This window comes from Pediococcus ethanolidurans (assembly GCF_964062635.1).
GTDB classification, from domain to species: Bacteria; Bacillota; Bacilli; order Lactobacillales; family Lactobacillaceae; genus Pediococcus; species Pediococcus ethanolidurans.
Genome location: NZ_OZ061250.1, coordinates 1,106,656 through 1,122,511, shown reverse-complemented (window position 1 = coordinate 1,122,511; position 15,856 = coordinate 1,106,656). Strand labels below are relative to the sequence as shown.

Sequence of the window (15,856 nt, the reverse complement as noted above, 5' to 3'; positions counted from 1 at the left end):
CTATAGTAATATTTTAAAGCGCTTGCACTATTTTTTCAAAATTTAATGACATATATTTTATAGTACTTTCTCTCATACATCAAAAAAAAATCAAAATCAAGACTTTCATTTATTTTATTTCGAGATACAATATATAGTGTTATCTGATTTTGAGATCAGAACATATTGTGTACGGCCGTACATATAGAAATTAAGTTAGGGAGAGGATCAAATGTCTAATTACTTACATTTTTTGGCACATCAATTAAAGGGATGGCCACAACAAAACTACTATTTATTCTTTTTCAGTTTGGGTTGTCAGATCATGACCTTAGTCAATTCACCGATTACAGCTTTAACAATCACAACTTTTATTGGAACCACTTTAGGCGTTTTATGTATTTTAGCAATTAATGCAGCAAAATCGGTTAATGGTTGGTTAGGTCTCTTATCTGCCCTTTGTTTTATTATTACCGGATTTGCGGCTAAAAACTACTTAAGTATGGCTGAACAACTTGCTTACGTTGTTACACTTGATTTACCAGTTCTAATGAGTGCCAACTGGAATGTCAACATGGTTTCCAAGATCCGTAAATTTACTGGTAAAACTTGGTTTGTTGCACTGGCTTCAACAGTAATTGTTTACTTTATTTCTGGTTACTTAATTGGTACATTCACAAATGATCCTCGCCCTTGGGTTGATGCTATTAGTTTTTCAATTAGTTTAACTGCCGGTGTTATTTGTTTCTTACGTTTCAACAACCAATATTTCTGGTGGGTTGCTTCCGGAATTGCTCAAATGGTTCTTTGGTTCATTTCATTCCGTCAGGGTTCCGCAACCTTAGCTATGTTCGTAAATAGCTCAATTTATCTAATTAATGATGTTTTAGCATTCACCACTTCTCCATGGTATAACAAAAAAGAACGTGCTCGTCTTATTAAAGAAGAAAATGGTTATTCCGAAAAAGAAGAAACCGTTGGCGACGTTACACACGCTTAAAATTATACAACAAAACGACGTACTCCAATTTGCGAGTACGCCGTTTTTGTCTGCCTACACTAAGGAAACGGAGTGAAATCACTAGTCAATGATGTTTACATTCTTTTTCTCATTCCAAAAATTGCTGATACGATCAGTACAACCACGATTGCCCCAATGATTGAAGGAATTAAAGCCATTCCAGCCAATTGAGGTCCCCATGTGCCTAATAGTGATTGTCCTATCCACGCACCAACTAATCCGCCGACAATATTACCAATCCACCCAGCTGGCAAATCTCTACTTGTAATCGCACCAGCAAGTGCTCCGATAATTCCACCAATAATTAAAGCCCATAACCATCCAAGCATCGTGCATCACTCCTTTTGTAATTAATGACTATTTTGCTATCACAAAATCTCATCTGCAAAAGGATGTCCATTCGACCTACATCGAACACCAATTAGTCGAAATGGCTCCTTTTTGTAATTAATGACAACTCTACTGTCGAAAAGTCTTATGCAAACTAGTGATTACTCAGCTTCCGTCATAAACAGTTCTTCAAAAATACAAGATCTGTTTACACAGTAAGAATAGCAAAAATTAAAGGTTTTAAGCAACGTTAATGCTTATCGTTGTAATTAACGTGTTCTTATTGTCAAGCTTGCTAAATTATGATTTCAACGCATTAATTGCTGCAACATCTTCATCTGTTAAGTTAACGTTCGTGGCAGCCACATTTTGTTCCAAATGATCTAAATTAGAAGTACCTGGAATTGGTAATATAACTGGTGAGCGTTTCAATAACCACGCTAACGCAATCTGTGAAGGACTAGCTTGATGCTTTTTTGCTAATCCATCTAAAACAGATCCTGGCTTAGCAAGTGCTCCCGTTGCTAATGGGAACCAAGGTACAAAAATAATTTGATGTGCTTCACAATAAGACAGCACATCTTCATCTTTTCGATTCGTGACATTATACAAGTTTTGGACCGCTTCAATTTTGGCATACTTACTTGCTTCTTTAATTTGTGCTACTGAAACTTGGCTCAGTCCAATATGACTAATTTTTCCTTCTTGTTGCATTTTAGCAAGTTCGCCAACTTGATCAGCTACTGAAACTTTTGGATCGATTCGATGAAGAAACAGTAAATCAATTTTATCAACAACTAAAGTACGCAAATTCATCTCTATTTATTGGCGTAAATATTCTGGACGACCCACCGGAATCCACTTATCCGGTCCTTGTCGTGTAAAGCCCACTTTAGTAGAAATAAACACATTTTTATATTTATCTTTATATGGTGCAAATGCTTCCCGAATTAATAAATTGGCTGTAAATGGTCCATAAGCATCGGCTGTATCAATAAAATTAACCCCCAATTCAACAGCACGACGTAATACGGCCACTGCATTTTTAGAATCTCTTGAAGGTCCCCAAACTCCCTTTCCAGGCAGTTGCATTGCTCCGTAGCCTAATCGATTAAACGTTTTATCACCCAAGGTTAATGTTCCAGCGTTCTTAGCATTAATTTCCATAATTCTGTCACCTATCCTTCTTTAAACTAAAGCGTTAATTTTTGCATGAAAACCAGATTTAGCTTATCCTAAATCTGTAGAACGTTTTCATTGTTTAACCGTTTCAGAACAATGTCAACTATTTTAAATTCTAGGAGATGTCATTAATGAGTCACCAAAATCCACAAATTAAATTAAACGATGGTGCTGTTTTTCCACAGGTTGGCTTTGGCACTTATAAATTGAATGGGGCATCTGGCGTAAGCGTAATTCGTAGTGCCATTGATAATGGTTATCGTGCCCTAGACTCCGCATATAATTACGAAAATCACGGAGCGCTTGGAGAGGCAATTCGGCAAAGTGACATTCCTCGTTCTCAGATTATGATTACATCTAAGCTACCAGGTCGTCATCATCAATATGAAGAGGCGCTAACCAGCATTCAGGAGTCGCTCTATCAAACTGGGCTCAAATATTTTGATCTTTATCTGATCCACTGGCCAAATCCAAAGGAAGATCACTATGTTGAAGCATGGAAGGCCTTAATCGATGCACAAAAGTGGGGCTTAGTTCGTTCAATTGGTGTTTCTAATTTCTTACCTGAACATATTGATCGCTTAATTGATGAAACCGGCGTAACACCTGCTGTTAATCAAATTGAATTGCATCCCTACTTCTCTCAAGCACCCCAACGGACTTATGATGCTGATCACCATATTGCAACTGAAGCATGGAGTCCTCTTGGTCGTGCCAGTTCCGTTTTACAGGATCCAACCATTAAAAAAATTGCTGATGCACACAAAAAATCGGTTGGTCAAACAATTTTGCGCTGGGAAACACAGTTGGGCATTATGCCAATTCCTAAATCAAGTTCGACCATCCGTCAACGCGAAAACCTCCACATTTTTGATTTTGAATTGACTCCAGAAGAAATGAAAATGATCACGAGCTTAGATCGCCCAGATGGCCGTGTCAAAAATCAGGATCCTGCGGTTTACGAAGAATTTTAACTTAAACAAAATAAGATTTTTTTTAAATTAACGACAAAAAAACTGAGAGTATTACTTTCTCAGTTTTTTATTTACCAAAAATACAATATTTCTCAATTAATTTTTAACCTGTTTTTTCATGATCCAGTAAAATGGTACTGCAATTAGAAGTGCACCAAATCCAAATAACAACTGAGAAACATCCACCTGAATTAGCAACCAAATACTGACTAAAACTGCAACAATTGGAATTAACCATCCACCAGGAATTTTAAAAGTTCGTGGTTCTTGTGCCCGGGTGTACCGAAAGACAATGACTGCCAAACACGTTGGAATATACTGTGCAAACCGAGAGACAACACTGATTTGAGCCAAGGTTTCAAAAGTTCCTGACCACGCAATTAATAATGAAATGGTTGCAGAGATAATGATGGCTACATAGGGTGCGTTCTTTCGATTTCTTCGTCCAATAATCGCAGGCATTATCCCGTTTTCCGCCATTGCTACTCCAGAACGAGGGGTGATGAAGGAAGAAGCCACACAGATACCTCCGATTGAAATAATAGTTCCTGCGGCAACCAAACTTGTCCCAAAGTTTCCAGCAATTTTTCCAAACGCCTCTTGAATTGGTGCGGTTGAGACCCCTAGTTTTTGGCCCAAAATTCCAATAGAAACTATCTGCAATAAAACATAAAACAATGTCACAATTACAATTACTAGTAAAATTGCTCGCGGCAAATTTTTTTCAGGTTTACGCATATCTCCTGCAGCCACCACTAAGCCCTCAAAACCGGTAAAAGCATAAAAGAGCAACACAGCGGCAGCAGCAAATGCACCACTATGATAGGTTCCACCTGGAAACATGGGTGTAAAATTACTGCCATTAATCGCAAAGAAACCAATTAGAACAAATAGCAGTAATGGTAGTAGTTTGGCAATTGTCACAATGTTATTGACAATCTTAGAAAGAGTCACACCAGAAATGTTCATTAAAGCCAAAATAACAATAACCACAGTCACAATAACATTCTTGACAATCACCGTATTCCAAGCAGGTACAATTCCGCCTAAAGCGGTCGCAAAAGCAACTGCCATTGTTGCCTCAGCAATCATTCGAATTGCCCAAGTCACAAAACCAACTTCGTAGCCCACAAATTCTCCAAAAGCTGCCTTTGCATATATGTATGGACCACCGTTAACTTCAAATAAAGAGGCGCACTCAGCAAAACAAACTGTAATGCTTGTGACTAACAAGGCGTCAAAAATAAAAACACCAATACTTGCCCGTACCCATTAGTTTCATGGCCTGGTTAGGCAAAAGAAAGATCCCTGAGCCAATAATTCCGTTTATTCCTAGCAGAACAATACTCCAAAATCCCATCTTTTGTTTTTCGGTTTCAGTTTGCATAAGTTGTCCTTCTTTCAATAATTTTATTTAGGTTGACTACGGTGCACCAAATCTTTAAAAAATTCTAACTGTTCTGGAAATTCTTGCCACATATTTTCTGGATGCCACTGAACAGCTACTATATTAGAATTTTGGGTTGATTCCACCGCTTCAATGACTTGATCATCACTTTGTGCGGAAACAGTCAAACCAACCGCAACTTTACGAACTGCTTGATGATGACGGGAATTTACATAACTTCGTGAAGTTTTTAAAATTGAAGCTACATAACTATTAGGTTCAATCATGACATGATGTGTTGGAAATTCTCCCGGGGCTGCCTGTGCATGTCGAATACGATAAGTAGGATCTTGTGTGGCCAAGTCCTGAAAAACTGTACCACCCATGGCTACATTAATGATTTGAATGCCTCGACAAATACCAAATATTGGCTTTTGAGCAGCAATTGTTGCTTTTATTAAGTCAATTTCAAAAGCATCGCGTTTGTAATAAGTACGGCCGATTTCAGGGATCGGTTCTTCACCAAAAAAAGTTGGATCGACATCGGGGCCACCCGGGATGATTAGACCATTAAACGTTCTTACAAGTTCCTCAGCTAATTCAGGTGCAGTGTAAGGTAAAACGATGGGAAGGCCACCTGCTGCCAGAACAGCGTCAACGGCCCCTCGAGGAGCAAAATCAGCCCGCCGTTCATTAATGATTTCTGAGGCAGCTACCCTAATATCTGCGGTAATTGCAATAATCGGTTTCATATAAATGACACTTCTTTCTCATTGTTTTAATTTAATTTTAATAGTATAACATTTTTTGATCAGTTTCTCAAGTTTCAAAAAATGAGTAACAAAAAAGCTCGGGATTTTCTCCCGGGCTCGGTGTACTATCTATTTTTAGTTTTTATGATTGGAATGGGTTTTTTTCGGGCAGATAGCTACGCCCAAAAAATATAATTTACCTGTCTTTTATTTAGATCCTACTATATCTTATAGCCGAAACGTGCAAAAAGGAGCAGCTTCCTCCGTCTGCCAGTTCTTGCGGTGGGGGTTGCCACCACAAGAATGGACAACGTATGGAACATCATTGATTATTAGCGATCTTTGCTAATAATCTTCCTTAACGTGAAATAGTAGCTACGAAACCCCAACGATTCCTAAACCGAATCATTGGGGTTCCTAGGCTATACTCAGAAGCTAAGCGCTCCTTTTTGCACTCTTGTTTTACATTTTCATCCAATCCTTACCCCAGATCACGCCCACAATCTCTTCACCCGTATGCGACAGGATCACTGGACCCAACTGATTACTCTCAAACTTAGCCGCCGGGAATTCCTGCTGAATCGTTTCTTCCCACTTCGCACTCAACTCATGATCCACACCATAGATAATTGAAACCCGATACTCCTCTGCTCCTCTATCCAAGTCTGAATGCATATTATTCAAAACCTTTTGCAACGCTCGTTTTCGCGTTCGTTCCTTACTCTGAATCACGATCTGGCCCTTTTCGTCCATATCCAGAATTGGCTTAATTCGCAAAAGATTTCCCATAATCGCCGAACGATTTGTAATACGACCAGAACGCATCAAAAAACTTAAATTGTCTACCATAAAGTCAACCTTAGTTGTTTCTCTTAAATGCTCAAGATACGGAATAATTTCTTTGCCCGTTTTACCTTCTCTTCTCAACTTAGCCGCCAGCAACACCATATTGGCCTCACCTTGACTAGTCATTCGTGAATCAAACGGCAACACATTAATTTCCGTAATGTCCTTTGCATATTCGGTTAAGTTCTCAATAAAACTCGTAATGCCACTTGAAAGATGAATACAAATCACTTCATCGTAATTTTCAGCAATCAGTTTATCAAAAACTTCCTGCATTTGTCCCAACGTGATTTGAGTTGTGGACGGCATCAAACCAGATGTTTGAAGTTTTTCATGAAATAGTTGATCATCAATATCAATATTTTCTAAAAAAGTTTCTTGCCCAAAAATAACTGTAATTGGGACAACAATAATATCATTTTCCCGAACCTGTTGCTCAGAAAGGTAAGACGAACTGTCCGTTACAATTGCTGTTTTCATACATTTCTCCTCATTGTTTGGATACCTTTTAGTATAAAGACTTACGCAAGAATAGCAAATTAAATTAATCAATTCATTAATATTCAAAATCCGGCAATTTTTAAAGACATTTCTAAAAAATTGGATTGTTCTGTGATGTTTGGCAGTTTTTATCTATCAGAAAAGCACATATTCTTTTCATTCTCAATTCGAATTGTGATATCGCTACCAATTGCGCTATAATAACATTATTGAGTTAAAGAAGGGATAAATGGAATGAATTACAATCCTGAAAAAGATTACTTAAGTATTGATATTGGTGCAACTTATACAAAATATGCACTTATCGACCATAGCGGTAGTTTAAAGGTTAAGTCCCAATTTAGTACCCCACGCGACAGTGTGGACAATTTCTTAAAAAAATTATATAGCGTTATTAATGAAGTTCTCCCTAACATCAAGGGCGTCGCGTTTAGTGTGCCTGGACGTATCGATCAAAAAGAACAAATTATTTATCATGGTGGCTCTTTGCCAATGTTACATGGACTCAGCCTAAGCAAAATTATCAGTAGTCGTTATAACTTACCTGTCAGCATGGAAAACAGTGGTAAAGCAGGGGCTCTAGCCGAATTTTGGCTAGGAAATTTAAAAGATATAAAAAATGGTGCGGCTATTATTCTGGGTACTGCTGTAGATGGTGGCATTATTTTAAACGGTCATTTGTGGCATGGCACTAATGCTCAGGGTGGCGATCTTAGCTTCATGCTTTCTCAAATTAACGGCGCGCCGGAAGATCCAGAAAATTTAATGTTCACCTCTGGTTCAGCAATTAAAATGATTGATAAAATTGCAACAGCCCTAGAGTTTCCTGATCGTACTGACGGCATGCGCGTTTTCAAGGCCATTGAAAATGGTGAACCCACGGCCCGAAAAATTTTTGATCAATATTGCCGCCGAATAGCCTATATGATCGTAAATATTCAAGCCGTGTTAGACCTGAGTCGTTACGTAATTGGCGGTGGTATTAGTAGTGAAAGCATTTTGGTTCCCGAAATCAAACATCAATTACAATTACTTAGAGACGAAAATACACTTTTGCGCAAAACTTTGAATGCTCCTGAAATTCTCACGGCTCATTTTAAGAGTGATGCCAATTTATATGGGGCACTTTACAATCTTTTACTGCAACTAGATGATGAAGACCTTATTCCTAACACGGAGACGAAGTCCAAAGATTCTTCTGAAAATCCTTCATAAATAAATTTCATGTTCATCAAAAAAGTAAGAAAACTTAAACAGGAATTTGATTCCTGTTTAAATTGTCTTACTTTTTATTTTTCTAATTCTATTATTTGTTTTCTTATATATGTGGTAAACTCAATTGTAATAAAATAAAGTTAAAAATGGCAGTTGGTTTTATCTTTAACTATATAGTTAACACCATTTTTTGGAGGCTAGTTTCATGACACATCCCCATACGCTCACAGCACTTGAACAAGATCTACAGCACAATTTTACAAATTATCGAACCTTTAGACACGCATTGTTCATTAACTATGCAGTATTCCCAAGAATTATTGTTTGGTTTGGACTAATTATCTATCTTATTGGTCTTGTTTTCTTTTCATTTCTTGCAATCGGATCACATATCGCATTCTCAACTTTATTTGATCTTCTGTACTTACAAATTGTACCCGTGTTAGCCATTCCGTTCTCTTTCACACCGGCATCCATCATCTATTGGTGTGTCACCGTTTGGGAGTTAGCTGTACTATACGAAATCATTGAAAAAATCATTCGAGAAGTGAAAATTCATTCCTTATTCAATGAAGTTCAAACCAACCAACGCCTCTTAAAAGTGGGATATGCTTACGAATTGAACGCACATGAAATGTTGATTGTAAATCAAGACCCAATCGCCGGAGAATTCCGTACTGTCCTTGCCAAACTTCCTTTAGAAAATCAAAAGGAATGGTATAGAATTAGCCATATTATAGAAGGCAGATTTGGTTTTCAACGCGCTACTAATTACGATATCAAAGCTATTCGTCAATTTTTGAGTAAACATTTTTCCCATCTGTTCACTTTTTTTGATGTGTTGCCCTCTATTGGTTCGCTTCCTTTTTATTGGAAATTAACCGATTTTCCTGCCGATCAAGTGTCTTTTACTTTTCTAATGATAATCGCAAACCAATTTACGTACTCCAGAATTTTACTGCAACTGGACATAAATTAAGGAAAAGCCTTAAACAAGTGCTTGTTGAAAACTTACTTGTCTTTCTTTACTGGCAACTTAAAGCTGAGAACACAAACCTAACCCAAAAAACGATCCTAATAAATAGGGTCGTTTTTAAGTTCAAACTAGTTCAACTAAGGTCAAATTTTATTGTTTAGTTGTCTCATCCTGACTAATACTCAAAATGGCTACACGAATAATTGAAAGATTGACATGTTTTTCTGTCGTCTCGTCTAATTCCAGATAACGACTAACATATTTATCCAGCTCTTTATAAACATCACTTGCCGCCAATTCATCATCTGAAGCATTCTGATATTCAGTCAACATTTTTTTGATTTCATCTTTTTCAACAGCATCAGAAAAGTCAGTGACAACACCTGCGCCATCATACATTTCCACTAAACTTGTTTCTGGATTAATATCCAAATCAAAATCAGATAATGGTGTCTCAATTAAGAAGAAACCTAAATCGCTGTAATTGTCAGTATGAATAACCGCTCCACCCTGTTCACCGCGATCAATAAAAACATAGTAGTCATGTTGTTTCTTACTTTTGACAAAGTAATCGATCCCTGACATATTTGGTAAACTTTGAATGACACTGTCTTCATTAACCTGAATGGCGTGCCCTGTTTCATTGATCTTTGCTAATGTTGGATATTGGTAAAGCATATTAACCTCCCACACTGATTGTTCAGCGTTTTTTATTCATAAAATCCATTATACAACTATTCATCGTAAATGCATGTTACAGATAAAATTCGTTTATTGAATCAGATAGACTTTACATTCATAAGGGCGTAAAGTTTCATTTTGATCATCCTTATAATTACTCAACAGTTCGATCTTGTTACTCTGCTGACTCAAATCATACCACCGTTGCACTGTTCGTTCCGTAAAATTACTGATAACCAATAAATCTTGATTGTCTAAATGACGGGTGTATGCCCAAACCTGATCATCATCAGGATCCAGCAATTGGTAGTCTCCATACACAATAACATCATACTGTTTACGTAGGAAATTCATTCGTCGATAGAAATTAAAGACGGACTGATCGTCATTAACAGCTTGTTTGGCATTAATTTGTTTGTAATTGGCATTCACTTCAATCCAAGGGGTTCCATTAGTAAATCCCGCATTTTTAGTTGTGTCCCATTGCATTGGTGTCCGCGCATTATCACGTGATGAATGACGAAGATAGGCTAGCATTTGCGATGAACTTACTATTTTTTTCTGATCAACCAGTTCATGATAAGCATTTAGACTTTCAATATCCTTATACTGATTCAAAGTTTTGAAATTTGCATTAGTCATGCCTAATTCCTCACCTTGATAAATATAAGGCGTTCCCTGCATAAAATGAAGTGTTGCCCCCAACATCTTTGCTGAGGCAACCCGGAATTCATCTTGATCATTGCCAAAACGAGAAACAACTCGTGGTTGATCATGATTATTCCAGTACAAGGCATTCCAAGCTTTACCATTCAAGTCAATCTGCCACTTTGACATTACCTGTTTTAAATCAGTTAACTTTACTTGATTTGTGCTCCATTTACCAATCACCGGATTCTCATTGCCATCCAAACCCATATGTTCAAATTGAAAAACCATTTCTAGCTCGTGGCTGTCAAATCCAGTATATCTAATCGCATCTCGCGTTGAAGCAGCCGGAGTTTCCCCTACTGTCATCACGTCATAATGTGAGAGCACTTCTTGATTCATTTCCTTAAGGTAATCATGCACATGTGGTCCATTGGCCGCCAAATTTTCTTGGCCTTCAGTTTTCACATCGGGAAGACCCTCTGGTTTAGAAATCAAATTGATAACATCCATTCGAAAACCATCGACACCCTTATCTAACCAAAAGCGCATGACATCAAAAACTGAGTGGCGTACCTTTTCATTATCCCAGTTCAAATCTGGTTGTTTTTTAGAAAACAAATGCAAATAATATTGACCCGTTTTTTCGTCAAATTGCCAAGCGGATCCGCCAAAAGCGCTTTGCCAATTATTGGGTTCTTGATCATTTTTAGGATCACGCCAAATGTAGTAGTCTCGATAATCATTCAAGCGATTTTTGCGGCTTTCAACAAACCAATGATGTTCATCTGAAGTATGGTTTACAACCAAATCCATCATAATTTTGAGTTTTTTCTCATGTGCCTGTTTTAAAAGTCGATCGAAATCTGCCATATTACCAAACTCAGCCATAATTTGCTCATAATCAGCAATATCGTAGCCGTTATCATCATTCGGTGATTTATATATTGGGTTTAACCAAATTACATCTGCTCCAAGTTTTTTTATATAATCCAAATGTTCAATGACGCCGTTTAAATCGCCGACGCCATCATCATTCGTGTCTTGAAAACTACGCGGATAAACTTGATAGACAACTGCTTCTTGCCACCAATGTTTTTCCATAAACAACACTCCCATCTAGAAATATCAACTATCTAACAACTTCATTATGACGCGTCACGGAATCGGTTTCAATCATCTCGATTTCTAAGCCTTTTTCATTAATTAAATTAGTGAAATAAGGTTGTTAAAAACATGCAGTCCGATATCATACCGAATGTCTTTGGTATATGCATACGTGAGAGCTAATAACCACCCCATCACCGCGTAAACTAACCATCCGAGCAACGAACTAACGTCATGAACCGCACCAAATAAAGCTCCACTAAAAAATACGCCAAGAAGGCGAACTTTTTTGTCGTTGGAATTAAAAAACCAATTAAAAAATAATCCGCGAAATAAAAGTTCCTCAATAATTGGTGCAAACACAACGGCATCAAGCGCCAGCCACCAAGGAATTGCCTTTGCTAGAGCCATCACCGTTTGTTGATTTTCAGACTGTGGTAACAGATTAGATTGGTTTAGCCAGATTTGCAACGCCAAAAATAGAATCCATAAAATTACAATCACAACCATAAAACGTGTAATTCGTTTGGTTGGTTTACTACGACCAAAATGAGCGGGATTATCTTTATGTAGCTGAGTTAAATACATCTGAATAAATAAAACCAACATAAATCCAGTTGTAATCAGGTACATAGTAAACGCAATTAACACGAAGATTTGATTGGTTGGCATCAAATAAGCCATTTGTAAAGGAATTGTTCCAATCTGATACACAATGAACATCCCAATAAACTTCAAAACATTAAAGAAACCTTGCTGCCAGTCCATCCTCATTAGATTACCCCCTCGTATGATTCCGATATGCTATTAGTTTAGACGTTACTTTCTTTAAACGCAACTTGCAGATTAGTACTTAAAAACACAAACTTGTTTTACACGTTACTTTCCTATTGAAAACGTTTGCGGTATTCTTAAAGTAAGGATTAAAATGGAGGCATTATTAATGGATATTACTAAACAAATTCATAACCACTCAACCTGGTTCACTTTAACTAATGATCACGATGTTTCAATTATTATCAGCGATTTTGGGGCCACGGTGATTGCAATTAATACCCCAGATAAAGATGGTAACGTTGCTAACATTACCTTAGGGTTCATGCACTCACATTACTATGCGCAACACCATGATTATTTTGGGGCCACAGTAGCTCGCGTTGCTGGTCGTCTAGGCGGTGCCAGTTGGAACGGCCATCAACTGGATCAAAATAGCGGTACAAATCACATTCATGGCGGTGATCATCCCTCCATTAGTTATTCACACTGGAATCTGATCAAATTAATTAAAACAGATGGTCAGATTGGCGCTGTCTTACAATACATCAGTCCGGCTGGGCAAAACGGCTATCCAGGTCGACTGTCAATTTCGGCTATGTTTGTTCTGGACCAAAACAATAAATTTACCATTACTTATTTTGGCAACACCTCGGCACCCACGTTGTTCAATCCGACGACTCACATCTACTTTAATTTATCAGGTAATGCTCAGCGCTTAATCAACGACTCTGACCTACAAGTTAACGCTGATGAAATTGCCGAGACTGATGCGGCTAATGTACCAACTGGTACGTTGCTTTCCGTTGCTGAAACACCTTTTGATTTTCGTCAAAAAACTAACTTAGGTGATGCGCTATCAAAGTTACCTAATGGTTTAGACACCCCATTCAAACTAAACACACAAACCGATTCAAAACCACAGTTGCGTTTGCAGGACCCTTTGTCTGGGAGAAAACTAGCCATGCATACCAATTCAAATTCCCTGATTCTATTTTCAACAACCGGGTTTGAAGGTGATTTTCTCGTTGATGGCACACGAACAATGACTTCGCAGTTGGGACTTGCCATTGAACCACAAATGTTACCGGATGCTCCAAATCATCCCGGTTTTGGTAATATTGTAATTACCCCTGATAGTCCGATGATTTATCAGAACTCCTATACGTTTAACTAAAGGGCAAAATATAGGCTCGTATTTTCAATCTTCAAACGGTTAGTTGAACAACAAAAAAATCCGTCATTGGCGGATTTTTTTGTTTTATTGGGTCTAGAATTTTTGGTGTTGGAAAGTATTTCCATTCCAAAAGTACTAGGCCCTTTTTGATAACAAAAAAAGGTATCTAAGCCTCCCTAGTGCTATGCTTTAAGCGACGAAACTCAAGATAAGCGGGGTAGGAATAGATGTCTCAACTAGATAATACACTTAAATTACTGGGAATTACAGACACAAACATTCAGGTGTTCGGTACTCGTGAGGAATTTCATGGTCGGGGCTCGGGTCGCAAAAAGTATTTGGTCATCCAGGCAGAGCTTACCTACACACTCAGGCGCTGTCCCAGCTGTGGATACAATACGTTGCACCCTAACGGACACAAGCTCACTCATGTCCACATTGCAGGACCCATGGACCGGCCCGTAATTCTAGAGCTAAACAAGCAACGCTGGCGTTGTAGTAACTGCCATAGCACTTGTACGGCCACCACTCCAGTGGTATCAACCAACCACGCCATCGGTCACGGACTAGCGACTCATGTGCTGAAGCTAGCCAGTAAATCACTCCCAGCTAAGACTATCGCCAGTCTCACCGGTATTTCGACAAACTCAGTTCAGCGTATTTTGACGGCTAATATTCATCCACACGCGAGCCGCCGGCTACCGATTAATCTATGCTTTGATGAATTCCGTTCCACGCACGGCTCCATGTCGTTTATTTGCATTGACGCCGACACTCACAAATCAGTTAAAGTACTTAGCGACCGCCTTAATAGAACCATCAAACAGTTCTTTCTTAGTCAGTACAGCACCGCAGAACGGGCCGCGGTTCAACGCGTCATCATGGACATGAACGCCTCCTATCAGGCATTCGTGCACGAACTATTCCCTAACGCCGAACTCATTATTGATCGGTTCCACATTATTCAATTAATGGGCCGGACGATGGATACCATTCGCACTCAATGTTTAAAGCAACTCGACAAGCATTCGCGGGAATATAAAGTACTGAAATCACTATGGCGCCTATTCCACAAGGCCAACCCTGACGCACAAAAGAGCCGCTATCTCTTCGGCCTGAATGAGTACTCGACCGAACAGAACGCTATTGATATTGGAACCGATACGTTTCCGGCCTTCAAAACAGCTTATGAAACCTACATCGATCTACACGATGCTTTGATGGGGCGTCACGCTAATGAACTCAAGAATATCATCACTAACTATCAGCCTAACGGCACGCCCCTAGATATGGCCATGCATACCCTACAAAAGAATCTTAATGGCGTAATTAACGCCGCCAGATCGTCCTACTCTAACGGACCGATAGAGGGCATCAACCGTAAGATCAAGGAGCTCAAACATGCTTGTTATGGCTTCTCCAATCAGGCCAATATGTTCACACGCGTCTACCAGCTGATTGCCTAGATTATCTACCACAATAACGTCACGATGGTAGGCTTATTTGTTATGCCTTCAAGTACGATATTCAGACAACACACCAGATTAAACGCCGCAACTAATAAAACAACAAAAAAGATCTCCCACACGAGGAGATCTCCAAAGGATAGAAACTATCCTTCAACACCATTTGACAAACTTCCGTTTTATTTTCTAAATGCTTGTGCCAAAACTGAATAAGTAAGTTCACCAGTACTTGCAACTACCGTGTCTGCTTCGCTTAAGTCGGTGGAACTACCCACTCCAACTGCAATGGCACCAGCGGCCTTAATAGCTTCGACTCCTGCTTTAGCATCCTCAATGCCCACACACTGACCAGGGTCAACATGGATCTTGTTAGCAGCCTCAATAAAGATGTCTGGAGCTGGTTTTCCATGAGCTACCTTGGCCGGATCAGCAATGGCATCAAACTGATCCTTCAAACCTAATTTTTCTAGTATAAAAGGGGCATTTTTACTTGCTGAAGCAACCGATAATTTGATTTTATTAACGGCCAATTCATCCAATAAATTTTCAATACCAGGCAAAATATCTTTTTGGGTTAATTTACTAATTTCGTTCAAATACAGTTTATTCTTATACTGCGCCATCGCATCAATTTCATCAGCCGAATACTTGTTTTCTAATTTTGCAAATTTAAGAATTCGATTCATTGAATCAAGTCGACTGATACCCTTTAAATCACTTTCAAAACTAGCTGGTAATGTGACGTTCAACTTTTCTTTAGCTAACCTACTCCATGCTTTAAAGTGAAACTTAGCAGTATCCGTAATCACACCGTCAAGGTCAAACAAAACACCTTGCATC

13 protein-coding genes and 2 pseudogenes are annotated in these 15,856 nt (G+C 38.6%); 6 read left to right on the top strand and 9 right to left on the bottom strand.

Features of this window, described 5'->3' with window-relative positions:
- Positions 1-211: 211 nt before the first annotated feature.
- Positions 212-979: a nicotinamide riboside transporter PnuC gene (gene pnuC / locus AB3219_RS05500; RefSeq protein WP_057805322.1), complete on the top strand. Its 768-nt coding sequence runs from the start codon at positions 212-214 to the stop codon at positions 977-979.
- Positions 980-1,074: 95 nt separating this feature from the next.
- Here pnuC and AB3219_RS05495 read toward each other — a convergent pair whose 3' ends face one another.
- Together AB3219_RS05495 and AB3219_RS05490 are read right to left on the bottom strand one after the other, a co-directional pair.
- The gene (locus tag AB3219_RS05495) at positions 1,075-1,329 is read right to left on the bottom strand and encodes a GlsB/YeaQ/YmgE family stress response membrane protein (protein WP_216753709.1); all 255 of its coding nucleotides are present in this window, start codon (positions 1,327-1,329) and stop codon (positions 1,075-1,077) included.
- Between the two features lie 301 nt (positions 1,330-1,630).
- A pseudogene (locus AB3219_RS05490) lies at positions 1,631-2,500 on the bottom strand (aldo/keto reductase).
- A 143-nt stretch (positions 2,501-2,643) separates the two neighbouring features.
- Here AB3219_RS05490 and AB3219_RS05485 point away from each other — a divergent pair.
- The gene (locus AB3219_RS05485) at positions 2,644-3,486 is read left to right on the top strand and encodes an aldo/keto reductase (RefSeq protein ID WP_216753710.1); all 843 of its coding nucleotides are present in this window, start codon (positions 2,644-2,646) and stop codon (positions 3,484-3,486) included.
- A gap of 96 nt (positions 3,487-3,582) precedes the next feature.
- On the opposite strand, the pseudogene AB3219_RS05480 reads toward AB3219_RS05485, so the two are convergent.
- The 3 genes and pseudogenes from AB3219_RS05480 to AB3219_RS05470 form a co-directional block, all read right to left on the bottom strand.
- Positions 3,583-4,873, bottom strand: a pseudogene (locus AB3219_RS05480) (APC family permease).
- A gap of 23 nt (positions 4,874-4,896) precedes the next feature.
- Positions 4,897-5,625 (bottom strand): gamma-glutamyl-gamma-aminobutyrate hydrolase family protein, encoded by a 729-nt coding sequence (locus AB3219_RS05475; RefSeq protein WP_367369362.1) that lies wholly within the window; start codon positions 5,623-5,625, stop codon positions 4,897-4,899.
- Positions 5,626-6,087: 462 nt separating this feature from the next.
- The gene (locus AB3219_RS05470; RefSeq protein ID WP_260365186.1) at positions 6,088-6,951 is read right to left on the bottom strand and encodes a DegV family protein; all 864 of its coding nucleotides are present in this window, start codon (positions 6,949-6,951) and stop codon (positions 6,088-6,090) included.
- Positions 6,952-7,206: 255 nt separating this feature from the next.
- Here AB3219_RS05470 and AB3219_RS05465 point away from each other — a divergent pair, with 255 nt between their 5' ends.
- Both AB3219_RS05465 and AB3219_RS05460 read left to right on the top strand, forming a co-directional pair.
- Positions 7,207-8,187, top strand: a complete 981-nt coding sequence (locus AB3219_RS05465; RefSeq protein WP_260365185.1) for an ROK family protein — start codon at positions 7,207-7,209, stop codon at positions 8,185-8,187.
- 205 nt (positions 8,188-8,392) lie between these two features.
- Positions 8,393-9,166, top strand: coding sequence for a hypothetical protein (locus tag AB3219_RS05460; RefSeq protein WP_260365184.1), 774 nt, complete (start codon positions 8,393-8,395; stop codon positions 9,164-9,166).
- 147 nt (positions 9,167-9,313) lie between these two features.
- On the opposite strand, the gene AB3219_RS05455 is transcribed toward AB3219_RS05460, so the two are convergent.
- The 3 genes from AB3219_RS05455 to AB3219_RS05445 all read right to left on the bottom strand — a co-directional run bounded on the left by AB3219_RS05455 (position 9,314) and on the right by AB3219_RS05445 (position 12,367).
- Complete coding sequence (locus tag AB3219_RS05455) at positions 9,314-9,841, bottom strand: hypothetical protein (RefSeq protein WP_057805330.1); 528 nt, start codon at positions 9,839-9,841, stop codon at positions 9,314-9,316.
- A 93-nt stretch (positions 9,842-9,934) separates the two neighbouring features.
- On the bottom strand, positions 9,935-11,596 hold the full coding sequence (locus tag AB3219_RS05450) for an alpha-glucosidase (protein ID WP_367369361.1): 1,662 nt from the start codon (positions 11,594-11,596) through the stop codon (positions 9,935-9,937).
- Between the two features lie 102 nt (positions 11,597-11,698).
- Entirely contained in the window at positions 11,699-12,367 is a 669-nt protein-coding gene (locus tag AB3219_RS05445; RefSeq protein ID WP_367369360.1) for a lysostaphin resistance A-like protein, read from the bottom strand.
- A 175-nt stretch (positions 12,368-12,542) separates the two neighbouring features.
- On the opposite strand from AB3219_RS05445, the gene AB3219_RS05440 reads away from it, so the two are divergent.
- Positions 12,543-13,550, top strand: coding sequence for an aldose epimerase family protein (locus AB3219_RS05440; RefSeq protein ID WP_260365181.1), 1,008 nt, complete (start codon positions 12,543-12,545; stop codon positions 13,548-13,550).
- Between the two features lie 227 nt (positions 13,551-13,777).
- Positions 13,778-15,016: an ISL3 family transposase gene (locus AB3219_RS05435; RefSeq protein WP_367369359.1), complete on the top strand. Its 1,239-nt coding sequence runs from the start codon at positions 13,778-13,780 to the stop codon at positions 15,014-15,016.
- Positions 15,017-15,195: 179 nt separating this feature from the next.
- On the opposite strand, the gene pgmB is transcribed toward AB3219_RS05435, so the two are convergent.
- On the bottom strand, positions 15,196-15,855 hold the full coding sequence (gene pgmB, locus AB3219_RS05430; RefSeq protein WP_367369358.1) for a beta-phosphoglucomutase: 660 nt from the start codon (positions 15,853-15,855) through the stop codon (positions 15,196-15,198).
- Position 15,856 lies beyond the last annotated feature (1 nt).